25 protein-coding genes are annotated in these 24,757 nt (G+C 72.9%); 10 read left to right on the forward strand and 15 right to left on the reverse strand.

Annotation, left to right across the window (positions count from 1 at the left end; genetic code table 11):
* Positions 1-19: 19 nt before the first annotated feature.
* On the reverse strand, positions 20-274 hold the full coding sequence (locus HNR68_RS02215; protein WP_179717127.1) for a hypothetical protein: 255 nt from the start codon (positions 272-274) through the stop codon (positions 20-22).
* Positions 275-712 (reverse strand): hypothetical protein, encoded by a 438-nt coding sequence (locus HNR68_RS02220; protein WP_179717129.1) that lies wholly within the window; start codon positions 710-712, stop codon positions 275-277.
* Between the two features lie 72 nt (positions 713-784).
* Here HNR68_RS02220 and HNR68_RS02225 point away from each other — a divergent pair, with 72 nt between their 5' ends.
* The 3 genes from HNR68_RS02225 to HNR68_RS02235 all read left to right on the forward strand — a co-directional run bounded on the left by HNR68_RS02225 (position 785) and on the right by HNR68_RS02235 (position 2,917).
* A complete protein-coding gene (locus HNR68_RS02225; RefSeq protein ID WP_179717132.1) occupies positions 785-1,114 on the forward strand; it encodes a PadR family transcriptional regulator in 330 nt (109 codons plus the stop codon).
* The gene (locus tag HNR68_RS02230) at positions 1,111-1,737 is read left to right on the forward strand and encodes a permease prefix domain 1-containing protein (protein ID WP_179717134.1); all 627 of its coding nucleotides are present in this window, start codon (positions 1,111-1,113) and stop codon (positions 1,735-1,737) included. Before HNR68_RS02225 ends, HNR68_RS02230 begins: the two co-directional genes overlap by 4 nt.
* An 88-nt stretch (positions 1,738-1,825) precedes the next feature.
* On the forward strand, positions 1,826-2,917 hold the full coding sequence (locus HNR68_RS02235) for a winged helix DNA-binding domain-containing protein (RefSeq protein WP_179717136.1): 1,092 nt from the start codon (positions 1,826-1,828) through the stop codon (positions 2,915-2,917).
* 926 nt (positions 2,918-3,843) lie between these two features.
* On the opposite strand, the gene HNR68_RS02240 is transcribed toward HNR68_RS02235, so the two are convergent.
* Positions 3,844-4,176: a nucleoside triphosphate pyrophosphohydrolase family protein gene (locus HNR68_RS02240; RefSeq protein WP_179717138.1), complete on the reverse strand. Its 333-nt coding sequence runs from the start codon at positions 4,174-4,176 to the stop codon at positions 3,844-3,846.
* A 249-nt stretch (positions 4,177-4,425) separates the two neighbouring features.
* Between HNR68_RS02240 and HNR68_RS02245 the strand changes: the two genes are divergently transcribed.
* Positions 4,426-5,574 (forward strand): aminotransferase class V-fold PLP-dependent enzyme, encoded by a 1,149-nt coding sequence (locus tag HNR68_RS02245; protein ID WP_179717140.1) that lies wholly within the window; start codon positions 4,426-4,428, stop codon positions 5,572-5,574.
* Positions 5,575-5,634: 60 nt separating this feature from the next.
* Here the strand turns inward: HNR68_RS02245 and HNR68_RS02250 are convergent, their stop codons facing one another.
* Positions 5,635-5,997: a hypothetical protein gene (locus HNR68_RS02250; protein WP_179717142.1), complete on the reverse strand. Its 363-nt coding sequence runs from the start codon at positions 5,995-5,997 to the stop codon at positions 5,635-5,637.
* Positions 5,998-6,025: 28 nt separating this feature from the next.
* Positions 6,026-6,307: a hypothetical protein gene (locus tag HNR68_RS02255; RefSeq protein WP_179717144.1), complete on the reverse strand. Its 282-nt coding sequence runs from the start codon at positions 6,305-6,307 to the stop codon at positions 6,026-6,028.
* A 254-nt stretch (positions 6,308-6,561) separates the two neighbouring features.
* Between HNR68_RS02255 and leuA the strand changes: the two genes are divergently transcribed.
* Positions 6,562-8,355: a 2-isopropylmalate synthase gene (gene leuA, locus HNR68_RS02260; protein ID WP_179717146.1), complete on the forward strand. Its 1,794-nt coding sequence runs from the start codon at positions 6,562-6,564 to the stop codon at positions 8,353-8,355.
* A 132-nt stretch (positions 8,356-8,487) separates the two neighbouring features.
* On the opposite strand, the gene HNR68_RS02265 is transcribed toward leuA, so the two are convergent.
* Entirely contained in the window at positions 8,488-9,126 is a 639-nt protein-coding gene (locus HNR68_RS02265; RefSeq protein WP_179717148.1) for a DedA family protein, read from the reverse strand.
* Between the two features lie 185 nt (positions 9,127-9,311).
* On the opposite strand from HNR68_RS02265, the gene HNR68_RS02270 reads away from it, so the two are divergent.
* From HNR68_RS02270 to HNR68_RS02280, 3 genes are all read left to right on the forward strand, one after another.
* The gene (locus HNR68_RS02270; protein ID WP_179717150.1) at positions 9,312-10,445 is read left to right on the forward strand and encodes an enolase C-terminal domain-like protein; all 1,134 of its coding nucleotides are present in this window, start codon (positions 9,312-9,314) and stop codon (positions 10,443-10,445) included.
* Between the two features lie 359 nt (positions 10,446-10,804).
* Positions 10,805-11,023 carry a hypothetical protein gene (locus tag HNR68_RS02275; RefSeq protein ID WP_218888171.1) on the forward strand — a complete coding sequence of 73 codons (219 nt, stop codon included), beginning with the start codon at positions 10,805-10,807 and terminating at the stop codon, positions 11,021-11,023.
* A gap of 11 nt (positions 11,024-11,034) precedes the next feature.
* Positions 11,035-12,666 (forward strand): hypothetical protein, encoded by a 1,632-nt coding sequence (locus HNR68_RS02280; protein ID WP_179717154.1) that lies wholly within the window; start codon positions 11,035-11,037, stop codon positions 12,664-12,666.
* Between the two features lie 62 nt (positions 12,667-12,728).
* Here HNR68_RS02280 and HNR68_RS02285 read toward each other — a convergent pair whose 3' ends face one another.
* Entirely contained in the window at positions 12,729-13,625 is an 897-nt protein-coding gene (locus HNR68_RS02285) for a LysR family transcriptional regulator (protein WP_179717156.1), read from the reverse strand.
* Positions 13,626-13,697: 72 nt separating this feature from the next.
* Between HNR68_RS02285 and HNR68_RS02290 the strand changes: the two genes are divergently transcribed.
* Positions 13,698-14,621: an EamA family transporter gene (locus tag HNR68_RS02290; RefSeq protein ID WP_179717158.1), complete on the forward strand. Its 924-nt coding sequence runs from the start codon at positions 13,698-13,700 to the stop codon at positions 14,619-14,621.
* Positions 14,622-14,878: 257 nt separating this feature from the next.
* On the opposite strand, the gene HNR68_RS02295 is transcribed toward HNR68_RS02290, so the two are convergent.
* The 8 genes from HNR68_RS02295 to HNR68_RS02330 form a co-directional block, all read right to left on the reverse strand.
* The gene (locus HNR68_RS02295) at positions 14,879-15,061 is read right to left on the reverse strand and encodes a hypothetical protein (protein ID WP_179717160.1); all 183 of its coding nucleotides are present in this window, start codon (positions 15,059-15,061) and stop codon (positions 14,879-14,881) included.
* 76 nt (positions 15,062-15,137) lie between these two features.
* A complete protein-coding gene (locus HNR68_RS02300; protein WP_179717162.1) occupies positions 15,138-16,244 on the reverse strand; it encodes an ABC transporter ATP-binding protein in 1,107 nt (368 codons plus the stop codon).
* Between the two features lie 421 nt (positions 16,245-16,665).
* Positions 16,666-17,661: an ABC transporter ATP-binding protein gene (locus tag HNR68_RS02305; protein WP_179717165.1), complete on the reverse strand. Its 996-nt coding sequence runs from the start codon at positions 17,659-17,661 to the stop codon at positions 16,666-16,668.
* 12 nt (positions 17,662-17,673) lie between these two features.
* Entirely contained in the window at positions 17,674-18,606 is a 933-nt protein-coding gene (locus HNR68_RS02310) for an ABC transporter permease (RefSeq protein WP_179717167.1), read from the reverse strand.
* A gap of 4 nt (positions 18,607-18,610) precedes the next feature.
* Positions 18,611-19,621 carry an ABC transporter permease subunit gene (locus HNR68_RS02315; RefSeq protein WP_179717169.1) on the reverse strand — a complete coding sequence of 337 codons (1,011 nt, stop codon included), beginning with the start codon at positions 19,619-19,621 and terminating at the stop codon, positions 18,611-18,613.
* A 94-nt stretch (positions 19,622-19,715) separates the two neighbouring features.
* Entirely contained in the window at positions 19,716-21,407 is a 1,692-nt protein-coding gene (locus HNR68_RS02320) for an ABC transporter substrate-binding protein (protein WP_179717171.1), read from the reverse strand.
* 358 nt (positions 21,408-21,765) lie between these two features.
* A complete protein-coding gene (gene recR / locus HNR68_RS02325; protein WP_179717173.1) occupies positions 21,766-22,362 on the reverse strand; it encodes a recombination mediator RecR in 597 nt (198 codons plus the stop codon).
* A gap of 85 nt (positions 22,363-22,447) precedes the next feature.
* The gene (locus HNR68_RS02330) at positions 22,448-22,771 is read right to left on the reverse strand and encodes a YbaB/EbfC family nucleoid-associated protein (protein WP_218888551.1); all 324 of its coding nucleotides are present in this window, start codon (positions 22,769-22,771) and stop codon (positions 22,448-22,450) included.
* 186 nt (positions 22,772-22,957) lie between these two features.
* Here HNR68_RS02330 and HNR68_RS02335 point away from each other — a divergent pair, with 186 nt between their 5' ends.
* Positions 22,958-24,754 (forward strand): alpha/beta hydrolase family protein, encoded by a 1,797-nt coding sequence (locus HNR68_RS02335; RefSeq protein WP_179717177.1) that lies wholly within the window; start codon positions 22,958-22,960, stop codon positions 24,752-24,754.
* Positions 24,755-24,757: the final 3 nt, after the last annotated feature.

Consider the following 24,757-nt stretch of genomic DNA (forward strand, 5'->3'; position numbering starts at 1 on the left):
GCCGGAGCGCCTCGCCACTTCACCGTCCACTTCGGACTGAACGGGTGGTCCGCCGCAGCGCGAGGAAGCCGCCGACCCCGGGGACCACGGCGAGCCACCGGGCGCTCGGCGGGGCCGGGACGAGGAACGTCGCCGCGATGACGACCAGGTAGGCGGTGCCGTGCACCGGCCCCAGCAGGGCCGAGACCTCGTCCACGTGCACCGTGACCAGGTTGAGCAGCAGGAGCGCGAGGGTCGCGGTCTCGGCCGCGGCGGAGATCTGGAGCGTGCGCACTCAGGCCCCCGTGGTCGAGCCGGGGCGGACGACCATCAGGACCACGACCACGGCCCAGAGGACGTTGAACAGCCCGGTGGTCATGGCCAGTCGCCCCACCAGGCCGGCCGCCTCGCGCGGCGCGTCGAGCAGGCGGCGTTGCGCGGGCAGGACCACCAGCGCGAGCACGGCCGCCGCGGCGGCGGTGAGCACGATCGAGGCGAGCAGCCAGGCGTCGGCCAGCACCCCGAGCTGCGCACCGGTGGCGACCCCGAAGACCGGGACCGCGAGCCCGAACACGGCGTAACCGCGGCAGATCCGGTGCAGCAGCGCGGCGACCGCGGCCGAGCGGTCGTCGGTCCGCCCGCCGAAGCGGGGGAACACCGAGGCGGCGACGGCGATCGGCCCGACCGCCAGGATCGCCGCGAGGACGTGCAACGACAGCAGCACCTTGGTCACGGACGGCTCCTCTCCCAATGCGTTGGCAGACAACATATACGGCCGAGCCGCCGATGTGTAGGCTGTCGACTCATGAGGGATGGTGCGGTGCGCGGGCACCTGGACGGGCTGCTGCTCTCGGTGCTCGAACCCGGACCGCTGCACGGGTACGCGATCATCACCGCCGTCCAGCGCCGCAGCGGCGGTGCGCTGACGCTGCGCACGGGCACGATCTACCCGGCGCTGAACCGGTTGGAGCGCCTCGGTCTCCTGCGCAGCAGCTGGGAGTCCACCGGCGAGCGGCGGCGGCGCTGCTACGAGCTCACCGACCCCGGTCGCCGCTTCCTGGCCTCCGAGCGCAGCGCGTGGCGCGAGTTCGCCACCGTGATCGGCTCGGTGCTCGACCCCGGGGGCGCCACGTGAGCGATCCCGTCGAGCACTACGTGGCCGAGCTGGCGGCAGCGCTGCGCGGACCGGCGCGGGCCAAGTCGCGGATGCTCGACGAGATCCGCGACGGGCTCACCGAGACCATCGCGGCCCACTCCGACCACGGCGTGCCGCACGACCACGCCGTCGCGCGCGCGCTGCGCGAGTTCGGCACCGTCGACGAGCTCGTGCCGAGCTGCCAGCAGGAACTGACCGTCGCCCAGACCCGGCACGCCGCGGCCACGCTCGTCGGCGTGGTCGGTTCCCTCCTCGCCTGCGGGCACGTGGCCTGGACGGTCGGCGGCTGGCAGCTCCCGGCCGCGGCGCAGCTCCTGGTGGGCATCGCGGCGCTGGCGGCCACGCTCGCCGCGGCGGCGCTCGCCGCCACCGGGGTGCTCACCCGCTGGGTCCCGGCTCCGCCCGGCCTGCCGACCCTGGTCGGCTGGGCGAGCAGCACGGCCAGCGTGGCGATGCCGTGCACCGCGATCGCGCTGTCGACGACCTCGCCGCTGGACACCACGTGGCCGTCGACCGGGCTCACCGCCGCGGTCGCGGTGGCGGCGCACGTGGTCCTGGCGGCCTCGGCCCGCACCTGCCGGGAGTGCGCCCGGCTCGGCTGACCCCGCGTTGTCGTACCGGGGGGCCACACTGCGCTCGCCTCGTCAACCGCACCGTGCAGGTGCCCGACCCGGCGGGAGATCCGACCGCATGACCGTCCTGGACGCCCGGACGCTGAACCGCGCGACGCTGGCCCGGCAACTGCTGCTCGACCGCTCCGACACGACGGTGCCCGACGCCGTCGCGCACCTGTGCGGTGTGCAGGCGCAGGAACCGCAGGAACCGTTCGTCGGGCTCTGGTCGCGGTTGCGCGCGTTCGACCCGGCGTCGCTGTCGGACCTGCTGGTGCAGCGGCGCGTGGTGCGCACGCACCTGATGCGCCGCACCGTGCACCTCGTCACCGCGGACGACGCCCTGGCCTGGCGGTCGCGCCACGACGCCATGCTGCTGCAACGGGTCCTCGGGGTGTACCGCGACGAGCTCGCCGGGGTGGACCTGGAGGAGCTCGCCGCTGCGGGGCGCGCCGCCCTGGCCGACGGCGAGCCCCGGCCCCTGGCCGAGATCGCGCGGGAGTGCGCCGACCGCTGGCCGGGACCGAGGCCGCGGGCACTGGGCGAGGCCCTGCTCGCGCTCGTCCCGCTGGTGCAGGTGCCGCCGCGCGGCCTGTGGCGGAGGAAGGCGGGCGTGCGCACCGCCCTGCTCTCGACCTGGCTGGGACGCGACGTCGACCCGCTGCCCGAGGACGGCACCGACCCGGTCGGGCGAGCGCTGGTGCGGCGCTACCTCGCCGCGTTCGGACCCGCGACGTCGACCGACCTGCGCACCTGGTGCGGCCTGGCCGGGCTGCCGCGCGCGGTGGCGGCCGTCCGCGAGGAGCTGGTCTCGTTCCGCGACGAGCGGGGGCGCGAGCTGCTGGACCTCCCCGACGCACCGCGCCCCGACCCCGACGTCACCGCACCGGTGCGCTTCCTGCCCGCGTTCGACAACGCGCTCCTCGGCTACCACGACCGCAGCCGGATCGTCGACGACGACCACCGCGGCCTGTCCGTGGCCGGCGAGCGCGTCGTCCTGGTCGACGGCCGCGTCGCCGCCACCTGGACCGTCGCGGACGGCACCGTGCAGGTGACACCGCTGCGGCGCTTCTCCCGCGATGAGCGCGACGAGGTCGCGGAGGAGGGCCGACAGCTCGCGAAGTTCCTGTCCGACGGCGACAGCGACCGCGTCAGCACCACCGCGGAGTGAGACCCCGGCGGTCTCGCGGCCCGGGGGGGTGCCGTTCCGCCTAGCTCGCGGCCCAGGGGGTTGCCGTTCCGCCTGGAACGGCAGCACCGGACACGCGGCAGCCTCGCCCCACTTGTGCGGGGCCACCGCCGAACGATCTGTCCGAACAGGACTCCCGCGTTCGCGAACCCCACCACGGGCACCGTCCGGCCCCACCACGCCACAGTGGACTGCCCCCGCGGAACGGGAAGCCGCCCCGTCGGCGTCCACCCCGGTCCACCGCCCACGCACCACTCCACCCACCTCGATCCGCACGAACCCCCACGAAGACCGCGCGGCCTCCCACCGAAAACCGCGCGACCTCCCACCGAAAACCGCGCGACCTCCCGACTGAACTCGCGCGGTCCTCTGTCCGCGAGCGCGCGACGCGTGAGCCCGGCACCACACAGGTCGTGAGTGCTCAAACCGGCCAGAGACGGCCTACCCACTCACGACCCCCAGCACCACCGAAGCGCGCACACGTAAGCCCGGTGCCACACAGGTCGTGAGCGCTGAAACCGGCCAGAGACGGCCTACCCACTCACGCCCCCAACACCACCGAAGCGCGCACACGTAAGCCCGATGCCACGCGGGTCGTGAGCGCTGAAACCGGCCAGAGACGGCCTACCCACTCACGACCCTCAGCACCACCGAAGCGCGCACACGTAAGCCCGATGCCACGCGGGTCGTGAGCGCTGAAACCGGCCAGAGACGGCCTACCCACTCACGACCCTCAGCACCACCGAAGCGCGCACACGTAAGCCCGATGCCACGCGGGTCGTGAGCGCTCAAGCCGGTCAGAGGCGGCCTACCCACTCACGACCCTCAGCACCACCGAAGCGCGCACACGTAAGCCCGATGCCACGTGGGTCGTGAGTGCTCAAGCCGGTTGGAGGCGGCCTACGCACTCACGACCTCGGGAATCGCGGCTGCCACTTGTCCTCGATCGCCCGCTCGACGTCGGCGTCGGGGGACCGGGCGAGGAGCAGCGCGTGGCAGACCACGTCAGCTGGCTCGGTGCGGAAGTCCTCCTCCAGGTCCTCGGCGCTCGTGCCCTCGTCCCGGGCCCGCCCCGTCCGCACCAGGAACGCCTGCGTCAGCTCACCGACCTCTTCGTGCCGCTCCACCAGGAACCACGCGCCTCCACCGGGCAACCACGCGCCGTCCCGCCCGAACCCGAGCCTGGGCGTGCAGCGCGCCGACACCACCTCGAGCTCCTCGGCCAACTCCCCCAGACGCACGCCGGCACGCCGACCACGTCCCCCCGACACCGGATCAGGGAAAGCGTGGAGGGCACCTCGTCACCATCACACGAACGGAGCGGCCGTGGAGGGCTCGGGGTCGTCCGGATCCCCTTCTGTGCGCGTGAGGTTCGGGGTTCCGCGGTCGACCTGTTCGTCGGGTCTGGCCGGGTGCGGGATCACCCGGCACCCCGGGTTCCCTCACCGCCGTGGTCACACCGCGTGCGGCGATGCGGTAAGAATTCACACGTGTGGACCAAGACCAGATCCGTCGCCGAAGCGCTCGACCATGCCGATGCGCTCGCCGATCTGCGCGTCCGCTACGACCTGCCACCCGGCCTGATCCGCCTCGACGGCGACAGCGGCGGTCCGCTGCGCACCACCCCCGCGCGACTGCGGCGGTTCGTCATGCACCACCACGGGCCGCACACCGGGCGCCCGCGCGGTGAGTCCGAGTGGCGGCGCGAGGCCCGCCTCGCCGCGATCGCGCTCGCCCCGCTGATCGGTGCCGCGCCCAAGGAGATCACCGTCGGCGAATCGACGTCGATCAACCTGTTCAAGGCGCTGCTCGCGGCCTCCCGGCTGCGCCCCGGCCGGCCGATCCTCGCGGTGGGCCGGGACTGCTTCGCCGCGGACCGCTTCCTCGCCCAGTCCGCCGCCGACTTCATCGGCGGACGCCTGCACCTGTTCAGCGACCTCTCCGAGCTCGCCGAGCTGCCGAGCGACCAGGTGGCGGTGGTGGCGCTCTCGCACACCGACCTGCGCACCGGCGCGGTGCGGGACTCCGCGGCCATCACCGCCGAGATCCACCGCCGCGGCGCGCTGGCGCTGTGGGACCTGAGCCACTCGGCGGGCGCGCTGGACGTGGACCTGCACGGGTGGCAGGCGGACTTCGCCATCGGCTGCGGCCACAAGTACCTGGGCGGCGGCGCCGGGGCACCGGCCTACTCGTTCGTCGCCGACCGGCACCGCGACGCCTTCCCGGTGTGCACCACCGCCGGGGTGCTGCACCCGCTGGCGGCCGGCTTCACCGGCTCCGCGTCCACGCTGTCGGTCTCCGAGCTGCGCACCGGGTTGTCGATCCTCACCGGCATCGCCGTGGAGGACCTGGCGGCCAAGACCGCGTCCCTGGTTGAGCTGTTCCTGGACCGCCTGGACGACTACTGCGCGGACACCGGGCTCGAGGTCGTCCGGCCGTCGGGGCCGACCGGCGCGCAGGTGATCCTGCGGCACGAGCGCGCCCAGCACCTCGCGGACGCGCTGTTCGACCGGGACGTCCTCGTCGAGCTCCCGCGCCCGGACGTGCTGCGGATGAACTTCGCCCCGTCCTGGATCCGCTACGTCGACGTGTGGGAAGCCGCCGAACGGCTCCACGCCGCCCTCCACGACGTGGGCTGAGCTCGTGAGTGCGCAGACCGGCTGGAACCGGCTTCCGCACTCACGACCCCCGGTGAGCGGCTAGCGGGGGTGCCCGCCGAGGGCGGCCAGGATCTTGGTCGCGATCGAGGTGATGAGCAGCCAGAACAGCGACGCCACGCCGTAGTTGACGACGACGGCGACCTGCGGGTCCGCGGGCGTGAACAGGTCCTGGAACCCGAGCGCCAGGCGTTCCGCCCACGACGCGACGAACTGCGTGATGCCGTTGTCGGGGTTGGCACCGCCGACCGTCAGGACCACGTGCACCGCCAGCAGCCCGGCGCACACCGTGCCGAACCACCGGACGACCGTGATGAGCACACCGAGGGTGCGGTGCCACGCCCGGCGCACGTCAGCCCGCCGCACACCGCCCCGGTGCATCCCGGAACCCACGTCTTCGGCCACGACGACCAGTGTGGCACGGGGCACTCGATCAGCCGAAGACCCGACCGAGCACCCCGCCCAGCAGCACCCAGAAGCACGCAGCCAGGCCGTAGTCGAGCAGCACCTGCAACGCCGGGACGTCGACCGTCAGCAGGCCGGGGAAGAACAGGGCCAGCGGTTCGGCCGCCTGCGCCACGGAGCTCGCCAGCTGCCCCTCACCGGCGAACCCGGTCAGCAGGAACAGCAGGTGCAGCACCAGCAGCGCGGCGAACAGGAAGCCCACTCCCTGGAACAGCACCGCCACCCCGCTCTGGCCCTTCTTCGCCGCCATCAACCCGCTCCCTTCGCGTGAATCCGCTCTCACTCTGCCAGCTCCGGACCACCTCACGGCCCCACGCGCTCCCAGCATGTGGAAAGGGCGGTTGCATGGTGGACCGCTGCTGGGTTTAGCCTGTGTCCGTGGCTCGCGTTCTCCTGCTTCGCCGCCGCGACGGGGTCTGATCAGACCGGCCCCTCGTCGCGGGGTTCGAACGCGCCGGTCGCCTGACCCGAGATCCCCGATGACCGAGCAGGAGAACTTTCCTCATGAGCAGCATTTCCCCGGAACCGCAGGCTTCGTTCGCTGAGCGGGTGCGCAAGCCGTCCCGGCCGGCCCCCGCCGACCAGAAGCCGTGGAACCCGCAGCAGGGCAGCTCCATGCCCTACCACCGCTACCGCCCGTTCCACGAGCTGGTCGAGAACGTCTCCCTGCCGGACCGGACCTGGCCGGACAAGCGGATCACCCGGGCCCCGCTGTGGTGCGCGGTCGACCTGCGCGACGGCAACCAGGCGCTGATCGACCCGATGTCGCCGGCCCGCAAGCGCCGCATGTTCGACCTGCTGGTGCAGATGGGCTTCAAGGAGATCGAGGTCGGGTTCCCGGCGGCCAGCCAGACCGACTACGACTTCGTGCGGGAGATCATCGAGGACGGCGCGATCCCGGACGACGTACGCATCCAGGTGCTGACCCAGTGCCGCCCGGAGCTCATCCAGCGCACCTTCCAGGCGCTGGAGGGCGCGCCGCGGGCGATCGTGCACATCTACAACTCCACGTCGATCCTGCAGCGCCGCGTGGTGTTCCGGGAGGAGCGCGAGGGCATCAAGAAGATCGCCACCTCGGGCGCGGAGATGGTGCAGGAGCTCGCCGCCAAGTACCCCGACACCGACTTCCGCTTCCAGTACTCCCCGGAGTCCTACACCGGCACCGAGCTGTCCTACGCGGCCGAGGTGTGCAACGCGGTCACCGAGATCTGGCAGCCCACCCCGGAGCGGCCGGTGATCCTCAACCTGCCCGCCACCGTGGAGATGGCCACCCCCAACGTCTACGCCGACTCCATCGAGTGGATGCACCGCAACCTGGAGCGGCGCGACTCGGTGATCCTGTCGCTGCACCCGCACAACGACCGCGGGACCGGCATCGCCGCCGCTGAGCTCGGCTACCAGGCCGGCGCGGACCGCATCGAGGGCTGCCTGTTCGGCAACGGCGAGCGCACCGGCAACGTCGACCTGGTGGCGCTGGGCATGAACCTGTTCAGCCAGGGCATCGACCCGCAGATCGACTTCTCCGACATCGACTTCATCAAGCGCACCGTCGAGCACTGCAACCAGCTGCCGGTGCACGAGCGGCACCCGTGGGGCGGCGAGCTCGTCTACACCGCCTTCTCCGGCAGCCACCAGGACGCCATCAACAAGGGCCTGGACGCGCTGCGCGACGCGGCGGACAAGGCCGGGACGCCGGTCGACGAGTACCCGTGGGAGGTGCCGTACCTGCCGATCGACCCGAAGGACGTGGGCCGCACCTACGAGGCGGTCATCCGGGTCAACTCGCAGTCCGGCAAGGGCGGCGTCGCCTACGTCATGAAGACCGAGCACCAGCTGGAGCTGCCGCGCAAGCTGCAGATCGAGTTCTCCAAGGTGGTGCAGGCCCGCACCGACTCCCAGGGCGGCGAGGTCAACCCCACCGAGATGTGGGAGGTCTTCTCCGCCGAGTACCTGGAGGCCACCACACCGGTGCGGCTGGTCCGGCACCAGGTGACCGGGGACAACGGCAACGAGTCGATCACCGCGACCGTGGTCCTGGACGGCGAGGAGCAGGAGATCACCGGTTCCGGCAACGGCCCGGTTTCGGCGTTCGTGGACGCGCTGAGCAGCGTCGGCTACGACGTGCGCGTCATGGACTACCACGAGCACGCGCTGACCGCCGGTGACGACGCCCGCGCGGCCGCGTACCTGGAGTGCGCGGTGGGCGACACGATCTTCTGGGGCGTCGGCGTGGACACCTCGACGATCACCGCGATGCTGCGCGCGGTGGTCTCCGCGGTCAACCGCGCCCACCGCTGACCGACGGCGAACTCGGGGACGGCCTGTGCACCGCGCGTGCGCAGGCCGTTTCCTTGTCCACAGGCCTGTGGACAACTGGGCACAGGGCTGTGGACAGCTCGGACGGGACTGTGGCGGGACCGCCCGGCGCGCTCAGACCTTCGCGCCGGTGTCGGCTGGTTCGGCCTCTTCGGTGTCGTCGGCCTGCGCCGCCCGGCGGTGGACGGTGCGCACGATCACCGAGCCCAGCAGCACCGTGACCACCAGGGCGATCCACGAGAACCGGTGGAACCACTGGCCGGCCACCAGTCCGAACACGTACGCCAGGGTCGTCACCGTGCCCGCCCAGGCGATGCCGCCGGTGGCGTTGGCGAGGAGGAACTTGCGGTACCGCATGCCGAGGATGCCCGCCAGCGGCCCGGCCAGGATGCGCAGCAGCGCGACGAACCGGCCGCCGAACACCGCCCACGCGCCCCAGCGGTCGAACATCCGTTCGGCCTGGCGCACCGGGCCCGGCCCGAAGTGCTTCGGCATCTTGCGCCCCAGCCAGCCCAGCAGCGTCCGGCCGTAGCGCTTGCCGACCGCGTAGCCGATGGAGTCGCCGACGATCGCCCCGCCCGCCGCGACGGCGCCCAGCGCGATCGGCTCGACCACCCCCTGCGAGGCCGCCACCCCGGCGCTGACCAGCACGATCTCCCCGGGCAACGGGATTCCCACGCTCTCCAGCCCGATGATCAGCGCCACCACCAGGTAGATCACCCCGGGCGGGATCGCGTCCAGCAGTTCGATCATGGAGGTCCGTTCTGGTCGGTTCCGCGCGGTCGACGGCTGCGACAGAGCCTCCGGCCAGGGTACGGACCCGTGCTCGAGGTCGCCCGGGACCCACGTGGCCGCGCGTGCGAGGTCGCGCATCCGGTGTGACTGTATCCACCAGACGGACGTGAGCGCTGCTCACATGCCCGAGGGGGAGGGGCGTCGTGCGCATCATCGGCATCCGGCACATCCCGGTCGCCGTGCCGTTCCACGACGGCGACCAGTGGCCGCCCGGACAGCGGCGCGGCGTGGTCAGCGTGCTCATCGAGATCGACACCGACGAGGGCATCACCGGGCTCGGCGAAGCTCCGGCGCACCCGTCGGCGGAGATCGTGCTCGCCGTGCTGCGGGCGGTCGAGCGGTTCGCCATCGGCGAGGACCCGTTCCACGTCGAGCGGCTCACCCGCGTCGGCGAGGCCATCAGCACCCGGCACCCGGCGGGCGCGACCAGCCCGGCGCTGGCCGCGATCGACATGGCTTGCTGGGACATCATCGGCAAGGCCTGCGGCCAACCGCTGGTCAACCTCTTCGGCGGCGCCCTGCGCGAGGACGTCGAGTACCTGCACCAGGTCCCCGCCGACACGCCCGAGCGGATGCGCGAGCGGGCCGCGCTGGGCGCCGCCGCCGGGTCCCGGAGCTTCCAGGTGCAGGTCGGGTCCGGTGACCTCGCCACCGACGTGGCCCGGGTCGCGGCGGTCCGGGACGGCATCGGCACCGGCCGGTCGCTCCGGGTCGACGCCGGCGGGGCCTGGTCCACGTCGACGGCGCCGCGGGCGTTGCGCGCCCTCGCGCCGTACGACATCGAGTTCGTCGCGCACCCGGTGCCCGCCTGCACCGTGGCCGAGCTGGCCCGGCTGCGCGCGCACACCGGGGTGCCGCTGCTCGCCGACCAGCCGTGCCGCGCCCGCCAGCTCGAGGTGGTCCAGCAGGGGGCGGCCGACGCGATCGCGGTGGACAACGCGCTGGACGGCGGGCTGCTGAACCTGAAGCGCTCGGCGGGCCTGTGCGACGCGGCGGGCATCCCGGTCGTCAAGCACAGCCTCGGCGAGCTCGGCGTGGCCACCTGCGCGGCGGCGCACCTCATCGCGGCCACGCCCGGGTTCGACCACGCCAACCAGTCCTACCGCGCCCTGCTGTCCGACGACGTGGTCGACGGCGGTCCGCTGCCGCACCCCGGCGGCCGGCTGCGGCTCCCGGACGCGCCGGGCATCGGGGTGCAGCTCGACCGCGACCGGCTCGCCCGGTACGCGGAGCTGTACCAGGTGGCGGGCGAGGAGTTCGAGACCGCGCCGAGCTGAGCGCGTACTCCCGGAGTCGTACTCGAGACGCAGCAAGGTCAGCGTCCGGTCCGCTCAACACACTCGACCAAAGACGGTACTGCGCGCGCGGTCCGCTCGGCAGGATGGAGCCACGTCGCGGGATGCTTCAGCGACGCCCCTGGGGAGAAACGGGGTCAGGGGGACGGGCCGGAGGGGACGGGGGTTTCGAAGTCGGGGACCGGCCCTCCCTCTGCCTCCCGCTGGGTCGCCACTGCTCGGTGCGTGTGAACCTGCGGCGATCTCCACCGCCCGCGCCACTCGATCGGGGTATCGAACTTGATGCGGGGTTGCGCACGGGGTTCAGTCAGGCACCGGAAGACAGCCGTGCCGAGGTGAACATGTGGCCGACCGAAGACCCGTGCGAGCAGTTGCGGTGGCGCATCCCGTGCCGACCGCCCACGACCGGGACCATGTCCGTGCTCGTGGTGGGTGACCGGGTCGCGGTCGTGCTGCCCCCGGGCGGAACGCTCGTCTTCACCGCCGACGAGGCCGACGGGCTCGCCACACTGCTGGACCAGGCCGTCGGGTTCGCCACCAGCGGCGGACCGAGCCGATAGGAGGGCGCCGCGTGGGACTGATCGACACCGACCTCAGCTTCGATCCGCGCGACCCCTACTTCCCGGTCCCCGGCGCCCCCGGTGTCGAATGGGCCCTGCAGGTGTTCACCACCACCAACGGCTACGGCCTCACCAGCGCCCGGCTCAGCGAGGACGGGCGGCGGCTGCACGCCGACCGGTACGCCCGGCTCGGCCAGCAGGTGCCGGTGGAGGCCGGCTCGGTCGACGTCGAGATCAGCGACGACGGCGGTGCCCTGCAGTGGTCCATCGCGGCGCGGCACACCGAGCCGATCAAGTCCGTCAAGCTGCTGCTGCGCGGCCTGCCCGCCGAGCAGCTGCGCGCCGGGTGGTGGGCGCCGAACACCGCGCGCGGGTGGGCGCACGGCGTCGACGGCCAGCGCTTCCAGCTCGAGTACCCGGGCCCGGACTGGGCCACCCCGTGGGTGGCCGCGGGCACCGAGCAGAGCGGGCTGACGCTGAGCGTCCGGGACCCGCTGGTGCGGCGGCAGGTCCTGCACGTGCACCACCCGCCCTACGCGCCGGGCCCGATCGCCGAGCTGGTGCACCTGCCGATGGCCAGCGCTCGCGCCACCAGGTACCAGGTGCCGCCGATCCGGCTCCGGCTGGGCACCGACGGGTACGCCGCGGACGCCGACCTGGACGCGCACCTGGCGTTCGTGGAGAGCGCGCAGGGCCTGCAGCCGTGGAGCACCCGACCGGACGTGCCGGAGTGGGTGCGCCACATCGCGCTGGTGGTGACGCTGCACGGCCAGCACTGGACGGGGTACGTGTTCAACACGTTCGCGCAGATGGCCGAGGCCCTGCGGTTCGTGGCGCAGCACATCGAGCCGCACCGCGTGCTCGCCTACCTGCCGGGGTGGGAGGGCCGCTACTACTACGCCTACCCGCAGTACCGCCCCGGTGAGGACCTGGGCGGCGTCGAGGGCTTCGCCGCGCTCACCCGCACCGCGCGGGAGCTGGGCGTGCGGCTGATGCCGATGTACGGCGGCCACGGCGCGAACGTCGTCCAGTACCCGGGATGGGAGCGCGCGGTGCTGCGCAACGACACCGACCGCTACGTGGAGCTGCTGAACCGGCCGGACTGGGACGCCGACCGGGTCGGCGAGGGCGACCAGGTGTTCCTCAACCCCGGTGAACCCGCGTTCCGCGCGCACCTGGTGGAGTCGATCTCCGCGACCGTGCGCGACTTCGGGGTCGACGCGGCGTTCCTGGACACCCTCGGCTTCTGGTTCAACGACCCGCGCTACGACGTGGTGGACGGCTGCCGCCGGCTGGTCGCCGAGCTGCACGAGCGGCACCCCGAGCTGCTGCTGGCGGTGGAGGGGTGGTGGGACGCGCTGTCGGCGGTCTTCCCGCTGAGCCAGCAGTGGTACGGCGTGGACCGCGACCTGCGCAAGCCCCGCGTGCTCACCCGCTACGCCCGCACCACCGGCCACCTGGCGGAAGGCACTCCCGGGCCGGGCAGCACGGGGGTGCACGAGAAGGGCTTCCTGCCGCGCCCGGACGACGTCTTCCACGACGGGCACATCCCGGTGGTCGGCATCGCGGACACCACCCTGCCGGACCAGGCCGAGGAGGTCGCCGCGATCTGCCGCTGGGCCGCCGACCACGGCCCGGCGTAGCCGGCACCAGGCCGCCCACCGGAGCGGGGGAAGCGCGAAGGGCACCGTGCGAGAGGCGCCCTTCACCCCACGATGCGGCCGGCTTCGGCGGTGAGCTCGTCGAGGACGAGCCGGACGGCGGGGCGTTCGGCGGTGCCGCGGCGGGAGACGACCTCGATGTTGCGGCCGGCGCGGACGCCGCCCAGCGGGCGCAGCGCCACCGCGCGGCGGTTCGCCGAGTAGCGCGGCAGCAGGGCGACGCCGTGGCCGTCGGCGACCAGCGCCTCGGTGACCCGGAAGTCGTTGATGCGCTGCACGACCCGCGGCCGCACGCCGGTGCGGACGGCCAGCGAGCGCAGCACGTCGTCCACCGGGAACCCCACGTCGACGCTCAGCCACGGCTCCTCGACCAGCTCGGCCGGTTCGACGCGCTCCTGCGCCGCCAGCGGGTGGTCGAGCGGGAGGGCGACGTCCAGCGGCTCGCGCAGCAGCGGGGTGATCGCCACCCGCTCGCCGTCGAGCGGCGGGGCCTGGTCGTCCCGGTGCGTGACCACCAGGTCGAAGTCCGCGGTCAGGCCGGGGACCTCCGCCGGGGTCATGTCGACGTCCCGGCACTCCAGCCGCACCTCCGGGTGCGCGGCCATCCGCCGCAGCAGGCCGGGGAGCAGCAGGAACGCCCCGGACGGGAAGATCGCCAGCCGCACCACCCCGCGCGGCGTGGACCGGTAGCTGTCCAGTTCGGCTTCGGCCCGGTCGAGCGCGGCCAGCACCTCGTCGGCCCGCGCGGCCAGCGCCCGCCCGGCGTCGGTGAGGCGCAGGCCGCGACCGGCGGGCTCGGTGAGCTGCACGCCGACCTCGGCCTGCAGGGCCCGGAGCTGCTGCGACACGGCGGACGGCGTGTAGGACAACGCCGCGGCGACGGCGGTGACGGTCCCCCGGTCGGCCAGCTCCCGCAGCAACCGCAACCTGCGCACGTCCATGAAGGAACCCTACACAGATGTTGCAGACACTGTTGCTTGTCCTTCACGGTTCGGCGGCTCAGGGTGGAGGACGTGCATGCCCGGGACCGTTCGCTGGCCTTGTTCGTCGCCGTGCTGTGGGGCGCCAACTTCATCGCCCTCGACGTCGGGCTCGGGCACTTCCCCCCGCTCTTCTTCGCCGGGCTGCGGTTCGCCGTGCTGCTGCCGCTGCTGCTGTTCGTGCCGCGACCGCGGGTCCCGTGGACGTGGCTGGTCGGCTACGGGCTGTTCTTCGGCGCCCTGCAGTTCGCGTTCCTGTTCGTGGCGATGCGCATCGGCATGCCGACCGGACTGGCGTCGCTGGTGCAGCAGGCGTCCGCGCCGTTCACCGTGGCGCTCGCGGCGCTGCTGCTGCGGGAGCGGATCTCGCCGCTGCAGGTCGTGGGCATCCTCACCGCCGTGGCCGGCATGGTGCTCATCGGCTGGCACCGCGCGCAGAACGCCGCCCTGCTGCCGGTGCTGGTGACCGTCTGCGGCGCGCTGTCCTGGGCGGTGGGCAACCTGTGCGCGCGGAAGGCCAACGCGCCGAACCCGCTGCACCTGACGCTGTGGATCGCCGTCGTCCCGCCGCTGCCGATGTTCGCGCTGTCGGCGCTCTTCGAAGGCCCCACCGCGGGTTGGGAGGCGCTGGCGAGCGTCGCCGAGTCCCCCACCGGCTGGTCCGCGCTCGGCGGCCTCGCCTACACCTCGCTGCTCGCGACGATCGTGGGCTCCGGGCTGTGGACGACGTTGCTGGGCCGCTACCCGGCGAGCCGGGTGGCACCGTTCTCGCTGCTGGTGCCGGTCGTCGGGTTCACGCTGGCGTGGCTGGTGCTGGGCGAGCGCCCGCACCCGGTGGAGCTCGCGGCGGGCGCCGTGGTGGTCACCGGGGTGTTCCTCGGCAGCCTGCAGCGCTCCCGGCGACCCGCCCCGGTCCCCGCGGGAGCGCCGGGTGCCCCGGGGCCGGTTCCCCGCTGAGCGTGCCGGGGAGGCGGGCGCTGGGCTCGGCACCCGCGAGTCCGCCGGGCAGGCATCGCCCACGTCGTCACGGCCTCCTTCGGCGGCGTGGGCGGCCGCGCCGTGATCGGCCCGACCACGATCGACGTCCGGCGCCCGCACGCGGCGGTCGCCCTTCCCCGCCGCCGGAGCGGGTGTCGGTGATGTCGTCGACGAGCCAGGCGGCCACCGGCGGACTCCCGCTCACCGCGGCGTCCGGCCCGCTGGGTCGGCCTCCGTCAGGACCGGCGGCTCCCGATCCGCTCGAAGTCCGGGTTGCAGACGTGGACGCCGTTGCCCTCCGGGCACTCGTAGGCCACCAGGGTGCGGCCCGACTCGGCGACCAGCCGCTCGGCCGTCGCCGCCGCGAGGATCGCCCGCTGGTCGCACGCGCTGCACCGCTGGGCGCTGCTGTACCTCACTCGCCACCTCCGTTCACGCCTGCGGTCCACTGGGACGACGCCGGGTGGTGCCGGGTTCCCGCGGGCTGCGGGGGCCTCATCCGGCCGAGGTGAGGTCCCGGTCGCCGAAGTCCGTCGGGTCGACCGCCTGCGCGACCACCTCGTGCGGCTGGATGCGGCCGTCGCGGATCTCCTCGGCGTAGTGGCAGGCCACCCGGTGCCCGGGCTTGAGCTCGCGCAGCGCGGGACGCTCGGTGTCGCAGCGGCTCGGCTGCCGCCACGGGCAGCGGGTGTGGAAGCGGCAGCCCGACGGCGGGTCGGCCGGGGACGGCAGGTCGCCGGAGAGCAGGATCTGCTCGCGGGTGTCCTCCACCACCGGGTCCGGCACCGGGACCGCGGACAGCAGCGCCTTCGAGTACGGGTGCAGCGGCTCCGCGTAGAGGTCGTCCGATGTGGACTCCTCCACGATGCCGCCGAGGTACATCACGCCGACCCGGTCCGCGATGTGCCGCACCACCGCGAGGTCGTGCGCGATCACCAGGTAGGTCAGGCCGAACTCCTCCTGCAGGTCCTCCAGCAGGTTCAGCACCTGCGCCTGCACCGAGACGTCCAGCGCCGACACCGGCTCGTCGGCCACAACCAGCTCCGGGCCCACCGACAGCGCGCGGGCGATGCCGATGCGCTGCCGCTGGCCGCCGGAGAACTCGTGCGGGTACTTGCGCAGCGACGTCGAGGGCAGGCCCACCGCCGAGAGCAGCTCGCGCAGCTTCCTGTCGGTGGCCGCGGGGTCGGTGGCCAGGCCGTGCGCGCGCATGCCCTCGACCAGCAGCGACTGCACCGACTGCCGGGGGTCGAGGGAGGACAGCGGGTCCTGGAAGACCATCTGCATCCGGCGGCGCATCCGGCGCAGCGGCTCGCCCTTCATGCCGGACAGGTCGACGCCGTCGAACACCACCCGGCCGGCGGTCGGCTTCTCCAGCCGCAGCACCGCGCGGCCCAGCGTGGACTTGCCGCAGCCGGACTCCCCGACCAGGCCGTAGGTCTCGCCGCGTTCGATGCGCAGCGACACCCCGTCCACCGCGTAGACGTGGCCGACGGTGCGGTCCAGCACCACGCCGCGCTTGATCGGGAAGTGCACCGCGACGTCCTCGACGTCGACCAGCACGTTCCCGTCGGTCTCCGGCTTCTCCGGCGCTGCCGTCATGACGCCTCCGTGGTGTTCGACCGAACTCCGCCCGCGGGCTCGGGGGAGGTCGGTGACCCCACCGGAGCCGCAGCGGCTCGTCCCCGGACACCGGTCCGAGACCGGCGCCCCGCGCGTTCCCTTGACGTTGGACGTGAGCTCCCCACGGGAGCCGCGGAGAGTCCCCCGCAGCCACCCACCCGGGACCGGGAGTCCGCAACTCCCGTGGGGACCGGACCCGCGATCCCCGTTGCAGTCGCGAGGAGTCCACAGGGGACACCCGACCTGGACGAGCGGTCCGCAACTCCCGCGGGGATCGAAACCCCAGAACCCGTCGAAGACGTCGGACGTCCACAGAGGACACCCGACCGGGGTCCGTGCTCCGTGAGGTCCACTGACGTTGGACGTGCGATGTCCACCGGGGCTGCGGGAGGACGCGGGGTCACGGGGCCTCCACCGGGGTGCGGGCCTCGCGGACCGGGTTGTGGCAGCGCAGCAGGCGCGCCCCCACGTCGACGCTCACGTCCGGGGTCTGCTGCTCGCACACCTCCAGCGCGTTCGGGCAGCGCGGGCAGAACGCGCACCCCGCGTCCCACGGGATGTTGTCGCTGATCGAGCCATCGATCGGCGACAACCGCTGGCCCCGCGGCGCGTCCAGGCGCGGGATCGAGGCCAGCAGCCCCGCGGTGTACGGGTGCCGCGGCCGGGCGAACAGCTCGTGCCGCGCAGCGCGCTCCACCACCCGCCCCGCGTAGAGCACGTTCACCTCGTCGCAGAGCCCGGCCACCACGCCCAGGTCGTGCGTGATCATGATCAGCGCGGTCTCGGTCTCGGCGACCAGCTCCGCCAGCAGCCGCAGGATCTGCGCCTGGATCGTCACGTCCAGCGCGGTGGTCGGCTCGTCGGCGATGAGCAACCGCGGCTTGCACGCCAGCGCCATCGCGATCAGCGCGCGCTGCCGCATGCCGCCGGAGAGCTGGTGCGGGTACTCCTTGAGCCGGCGCCGCGGGTCCGGGATGCCCACCCGGCGCAGCAGGTCCTCGGCCTCCGGCAGCGCCTCCCTGCGCCGCAGGCCGCGGTGCCGCTCGATGACCTCCGACACCTGCAGGCCGATCGACACCACCGGGTTCAGCGAGGTCAGCGGGTCCTGGAACACCATGCTCAGGTCGCTCCCGCGGCGCTGGTCGAGCTCCCGCTTCGGCAGCGCGAGCAGGTCGGTGCCGTCGAAGCGCACCGAACCGGAGACCTCCGCGCCGCGCTCCGGCAACAAGCCCATGATCGCCAGCGAGGTGACCGACTTGCCGCACCCGGACTCGCCGACCAGGCCGACGGTGCGGCCGGGTTCGACGTCGAAGGAGATGCCGTCCACGGCGGTCACCGGCGGCTCGCCCTTGCGGGCGAAGACCACCGAGAGGTCGCGGACTTCCAGCAGTGCCATGTGTTCCCTCCGTCAACGCCGGCGCTTCGGGTCCAGCGCGTCCCGGAGGGACTCGCCGACCAGGGTGAAGCCGAGGGCGACCAGGATGATGCAGCTCGCCGGCCAGAACGCCAGCTGCGGGTGGGAGTCGATGATGTTCTGCGCGCCGCCGAGCATCTGCCCCCACTCCGGGATCGAGTCGTCGGCCGCGCCGAGGCCGAGGAACGACAGCGCCGCCGCGTCGATGATCGCCACCGCCAGCACCAGGGTGGCCTGCACGATCACCGGGCCGAGCGCGTTCGGCAGCATGTGCCGGAACACGATCGAGCTCTCCTTCACGCCCAGCGCCCGCGCCGCGAGCACGTGGTCGCTGGAGCGCTGCGCGAGCATCGTGCCGCGCAGCAGCCGCCCGAAGATCGGCACCTGCACGATCGCCACCGCCAGGATCACCGTGAACTGGGTCTGCTGCGCGAACAGCGCGCCGATGGACACCGCCAGCAGCAGCGACGGCACCGACAGCATCACGTCCACCACGCGCATGACCAACGCGTCCACCCAGCCGCCGAACGCGCCGGCCAGGACGCCCAGCACCAGCCCGCCACCGAGCCCGATCACCGTGGCCAGCACGGCGACCAGCAGCGTCTGCTGGGACCCCAGCAGCAGCCGGGAGAACAGGTCGCGGCCGTACTGGTCACCGCCGAGCGGGAAGCCCTCCTGCGGCGGCGGGATCGTGTTGTCCGCGCGCGACACCTGGTCCACCAGCAGCCGGAGCGCCGGGTCGTGCGGGGCCAGCAGCGGTGACAGCAGCGCCACCAGCACGAACACCGCGATGATCACCGCCCCGACGATGAACACCGGGTTGCGCTTGAGCCGCCGCCACGCCGACGCGGCCAGGCTCACCCCGGCGTCCGTCGACGCTTCGGCCAGCGCGTCGATGCGTTCCTTGCGCTGCGTCTTCAGAGCCATGACCTCACCGTGTCCGCAGTCGTGGGTCGATCAACGCGTACGAGAGGTCGACCAGCAGGTTGACCAGCACGTACACCATCGCCGAAGCCAGGATCACCACTTGCAGCACCGGGAAGTCCTTGCGCTCGAACCCGAGCGCGACCGCCTGCCCGATGCCGGCGATGTTGAACACCCGCTCGGTGAGCACCGCCCCGGCCAGCAGCGCACCGGTCTGCAGGCCGATCGTGGTGACCACCGGCAGCATCGCGTTGTGCAGGATGTGCCTGCGGCGGATGACCATCGAGGTCAGGCCCTTCGCCCGCGCGGTGCGCACGTAGTCCTCGTCCATCACGTCCAGCACCGCCGCCCGGGTGATCCGGAAGATCACCGCGAACGGGATGGTGGACAGCGCGATGGCCGGGAGGACGAGGTGCACGAAGGAGTTCCACGCGGCGTCCCACTCGCGGGTCATCAACCCGTCGAGGATGTAGAAGCCGGTGATCCGCGTGGCGTCCAGCCCCGCGTCCTGCCGGCCGGACGCGGGCAGCACGCCCAGCTGCACGGCGAAGACGAACTTCAGCAGGAACGCCAGGAAGAACACCGGCACCGCGACGCCCACCAGCGACCACGTGATGCTCAGGTTGTCCAGCCAGCTGCCGCGCTTGCGGGCGGCCAGGTAGCCCAGCGGGATGCCGACCGCGACCGCCAGCAGCAGCGCGAGGACCGACAGCTCCAGCGTCGCCGGGAAGCGGGTCAGGAACACCTCGAGCGCGGGCGTGCCGCGCTGGACCCCGGTCGAGACACCGAAGTCGCCGGTGACGGCGCGTTCGAGGAAGCGCCAGTACTGCACGAAGATCGGTTGGTCGAGGCCGAGGTCGGCTTCGAGCTGGGCCCGCGCCTCCGGCGTGGCGCGGTCTCCCAGCAGCGCCGACACCGGTCCGCCGGGCAACGACCGCAGCCAGGCGAACAGCAGCAGCGACAGGACGAAGACGACCAGCACCATCTGCGCCAGTCGCCGGACGGTGTAGCGGAGCACGCGAACCCCCGTTGCTCAGATCGGCAGCGAACGTGGTTCCGCGCGGAAGCCGGCGACCCCGGTGCGGGACGCCGGTTCCGCGCGGACCATCAGCTCACTGACCCGAGACGCTCACCGAAGCGAACCCTTCGGCCGTCAGGGGCGAGGTCTGCAGACCCTCCACTTCGGAACTGGTGACGATCGCCGGCGGCGAGTGCGACAGCGGGATGGCCGGCAGGTACTCGGACATCAGCTTGCGGTTGATGTCCTGGTACATCTGGTTCCGCTTGGCCTCGTCCGGCTCGCTGTCCGCCGCCTTCAGCTGGTCGGCCAGCTCCTGGCCCCACGGGGACGCCCCGGTGAAGAACCGGTTGTCGGTGGAGCCGAAGAAGGTCCCGATGAAGTTGTCCGGCGTGTTGTAGTCACCGGTCCAGCCGAGCAGGAACAGGTCGGCCCGGGCGTTGTCGACGTCGTCGATGTAGCCGCCGTTCCACGGCTTGCTGACCGGGTTCACGGTGATGCCGACCTCGCGCAGGTCCTCGGCCAGGGCGTTGTAGATGCCCTGCGGGTCCGGCATGTAGGGCCGGGTGACCTCGGTCGGCCAGTAGAAGGTCACCGTCAGGTCCGGCACGCCCGCCTCGGCGAGCAGCTGCCGGGCCTTGGCCGGGTCGTGCGGGTACTGCTGCACGTCCGGCGCGTAGCCGTCCACGGTGTCCGGGTAGAACTGGGTGGCGACCGAGGCGCCCTCCGGGAGGTTGGCCTTGACCAGGGTCTCCCGGTCGAGCGCGTAGGCCAGCGCCTGGCGCACCCGCAGGTCCCGCAGCGCCGGGTTGTTCTTCTGCGTGATGCCCAGGTACATGATGTTGAACGGGTCGCGGACCTGGACGTTGTGCCCGGCGTCGCGCAGGGCCTTGAGGTCCGCGGCGTTCGGGAAGTCGTAGCCGTCGATGGCGCCGGACTCCAGCTCCTGCTTGCGCACCGTCTCGTCCGGGATGATCCGGAAGATCAGCTCCTTGACCTTGGCCTTCTCACCCCAGTACTCCTCGTTGCGCTCCAGCTTGATGGTGCCGTTGCCCTCGTCGTAGGAGACGAACTTGAACGGCCCGGTGCCCGTCGGGTGGGAGCGGGAGTACTCCGGGTAGATGAAGCTGTCGCCCTGGGCCTGCACGTTGTTGGCCTGGTACTTCTCCATCGCCGTCGGCGACTGCATGCTGAACGACGGCAGCCCCAGGATGTCCGGGAACTTCGAGCTGGCCCGGGTCAGGTGCAGCACCGCGGTCGTCGGGTCGGGCGCCTCGCAGGACTCGTACAGCGACGGGTTCTTCCCGTCGGAGAAGCCGCCGAAGTTCTCGATCCAGTAGTAGGACAGCGCGTAGTTCTGCCCGGCACCGGTCTGCTCGTACATGCGCTGGAAGTTCTTGCACACGGCCTCGGCGTTGAAGTCGGTGCCGTCGTGGAACTTCACCCCGGTGCGCAGCTTGAACGTCCACGTCTTGCCGTCCGGGCTGTGCTCCCAGGACTCCGCGAGCTCCGGCTGGACGTCGGCAGAGCCCGGCTTGAACCCGACCAACCCCTCGGTGATCTGGCGGGTGACCCGGAAGGTCTCGCCGTCGGAGGCGTAGAACGGGTCGAAGCCGTCCGGTGCGCCGGCCGCGCCGAAGGTGAACGTGCCGCCTTCACCGCCGCCCGCACCGCGCTGCGACTCCGCGCACGCGGCCAGCGAGGCGGCTGCGACGAGGGCGACGCCGACGGTGGCGACACGGCGCCTCGTGGTCGCGCGACGCTGTCCCGATGGAGCTCTGCTCATGGAAGTACCTCGGGTGTGTCTCAGGTCTCAGAGTTCCGTGAGACTAACTCGCATCACGCTTTCGGTGGAGTCCCCGAAGTTACGATCCGGCTACTCGCAGCCTGCCGCGGAATCGGTGCACACCGGACACGAACCCATTCGGACCAGCGACTTCGACCCCTCCGCGAGGTCTCCTCGCCCACCGGGGCATCCGGTAAATACGGGAAAAACTGCCACCGCCCCGACCGCGAGCCGCCGCGCCCGCGGGGCCCCCTGACCGCACGCGCGCACAGCGCCCCGGCACTCGGACGCGGCACCCGCGAGCCGGCGTTCCCAGGAGCGCCCGGCGCGCCCGCGGGACACCGCCTGGGCGCGGGCTTCAGAGGGCGCGGCGGCCGGAGAGGGCCCGGCCGAGGGTGAGCTCGTCGGCGAACTCCAGGTCGCCGCCCATCGGCAGGCCCGAGGCGAGGCGGGTCACCGTCAGGCCCGGGAAGTCCCGCAGCAAGCGCACCAGGTACGTCGCGGTCGCCTCGCCCTCGGTGTTCGGGTCCGTCGCGATGATCACCTCGGTGATCTCGTCCGTGCCGATGCGGGCCAGCAGCTCCCGCACCCGCAGCTGGTCCGGGCCCACGCCGGACAGCGGGTCCAGCGCACCGCCGAGGACGTGGTAGCGCCCCTTGAACTCGCGGGTGCGCTCGATGGCCAGCACGTCCTTGGGTTCCTCGACGACGCACACCAGCGTCTTGTCGCGGCGGGTGTCCCGGCAGATGCGGCAGGTCGCCTCCTCCGAGACGTTGCCGCAGACGTCGCAGAACACCACGCCTTCCTTGACCTTCTGCAGCACCTCCTGCAGCCGGGTCACGTCCGCGGGCTCGGCCGCGAGCAGGTGGAAGGCGATGCGCTGCGCGCTCTTGGGACCGATGCCCGGCAGCCTGCCGAGCTCGTCGATCAAATCCTGTACCGGACCTTCGTACACTTCTCGCTCGTTTCCAGGGCTCACGCAGTTCGCGCGGCGACTGCGGTCACTGCCGGGCGGCCGCTCCGCCCGGCACTGCGGGGACTCACATGCCCGGGAGGCTCAGCCCGCCGAGCCCGCCACCACCGAGGCCGCTGGTCAGCGGGCCCATCTTCTCGGCCTGCAGCTCCTGCGCCGCGCGGTTGGCGTCGCGCACCGCCGCGACCACCAGGTCGGACAGGGTCTCGGTGTCCTCCGGGTCGACCGCCTTCGGGTCGATCGTGAGCCCCTTGAGCTCACCGGCGCCGCTCACCGTCGCGGTGACCAGACCACCGCCGGCGCTGCCCGTGACCTCCGCCTCGGCGAGCTCCTGCTGCGCAGTCATCAGCTGCTGCTGCATCTTCTGCGCCTGTTCCATGATCTGCTGCATGTTCGGCTGGCCACCTGGCTGCACCGTGGTTCCTCCTCGTCTCGCGGGACCCGCGCCCGGTCGGGCGGCACGAGGCTCACCCCGCACGGGGTACACCACCAGCCTAGAGCCTGCCGGTGTCCGCACCGTCCCCGGAGCGGTCCTCGCCCCCTGGGCTCCGCGGGCGCCGCATGCCAGGGTGTCGGCATGGGGCTGGACATCGTGCGGTTGCTGGAGCTCACCAGCTGGCGGGCGTTCGACGTGGCCGGCAGCGGCCGGGTGCTGGCCGGCACCGACGAGTCCGGTTCGACGCAGCTGGTCGAGCTCGCCGACGGCGCGCGCACCCGGCTGACCGCGCTGCCCGGCGCGGTGACCGGCCGCTACCTGCCCGGCGAGCGCGCGGTGGTGGTGCAGCACGACGCCGACGGGGACGAGCGCGCCCAGCTGTCGCTGCTGCGCCTGGACCAGCCGCGGCCGGGGCCGGCGCGGCTGCCCGAGCTGTGCCCGCTGGTCCGCGACCCCGAGCACGTGCACCGGCTGCTGGACGTGCTGCCCGGCCGGGTGGTCTACAGCACCAACCGCCGCAACGGCGTCGACTTCGACGTGGTGGTCCGCGACGTGGCCACCGGCGCGGAGCACGTCCTCTACGACCGGGGCGGGATGGTGCTGGAGGTCGCGGCGGCACCGGACGGCCGCAGCGCGGCGCTCACCGTGCCCGGCGGGCCGCCCCTGTCCGACCAGCTGCTGGTGGTCGGCCCGGACGGGGTGCGGGAGCTCACCGGCCGCGACGTCGCCGCCCGGCACACCACGGTCCGCTGGCTGCGCGACGGGCTGGTCACCACCACCGACGTCGAGCGCGACCGCACCGGCGTGGCCCGCGTCGACCCGCGCACCGGGGCCCGGACCTGGCTGGTGACCTCCGAGGAGCACGACCTGACCGGCTGGGCCTCGCCGGACGGGTCGCTGCTGCTGGTGCAGGCCAACGACGACGGCGCGAGCCGCCTGGCGCTGCACGACGCCGCGACCGGCGAGCGGGTGCGCGAGGTGCGGTTGCCCGCGGACGGCTGGTGCGCGCACCCGCTGCCGCCCCCGGTGTGGTCCCCGGACTCGCGGTACGTCGTGCTCACGTTCAGCGGGCCGGCCGTGCCCGGTGACGTGCTGCTGGTGGACGCGGCCACCGGCGAGTGCCGCGCGCTGACCGACTCCGCGGCGCAGCTCGACGACCAGGCGGTGGCCCCCACCGTCCACCGGGTGCCGACCCGCGACGGCGAGCGGGTGCCGTGCTTCCGCTACTCGCCGCCCGACCCGGACCCGCGGCTGGCCGGGTCCGCGGTGCTGGTCCTGCACGGCGGACCGGAGAGCCAGTCGGTGCGGGCGTTCACCCCGATCGTCCAGGCGCTCGTCGCGCAGGGCCACGAGGTGCTGGTGCCGAACGTGCGCGGCTCCACCGGCTACGGCAAGCGCTGGTACTCCGCCGACGACGGCCGGAACCGGCTGGAGGCGGTGGCCGACCTCGGGGACCTGCACGACTGGCTGCCGGAGATCGGCCTGGACCCGCGCCGGGCCGCGCTGTGGGGCGGGTCGTACGGCGGCTACCTGGTGCTGGCGGGGCTGGCCTTCCAGCCGGACCGCTGGGCGGCCGGGGTCGACGTCGTCGGCATCTCGTCACTGGTCACGTTCCTGCAGAACACCGCGCCCTACCGGCGGGCGCACCGCGAGCGCGAGTACGGCTCGCTGGAGGCCGACGCCGACTTCCTGCACCGGGCGTCACCGCTGACCGCGGCCGGGGCGATCGCGGCCCCGCTGTTCGTCCTGCACGGCGCCAACGACCCGCGGGTCCCGCTGTCGGAGGCGGAGCAGATCGCCGAGGCGGTCCGGGCGAAGGGCCTGGAGTGCGCGCTGCTGGTCTACCCGGACGAGGGGCACGGCCTGGCCAAGCGCGCCAACCGGCTCGACGCCTACCCGAAGGCCTTGGAGTTCCTGGCCCGCCACCTGGCGGCGTGACCG

It is taken from the genome of Saccharopolyspora hordei (assembly GCF_013410345.1).
Classification (GTDB): domain Bacteria; phylum Actinomycetota; class Actinomycetes; order Mycobacteriales; family Pseudonocardiaceae; genus Saccharopolyspora; species Saccharopolyspora hordei.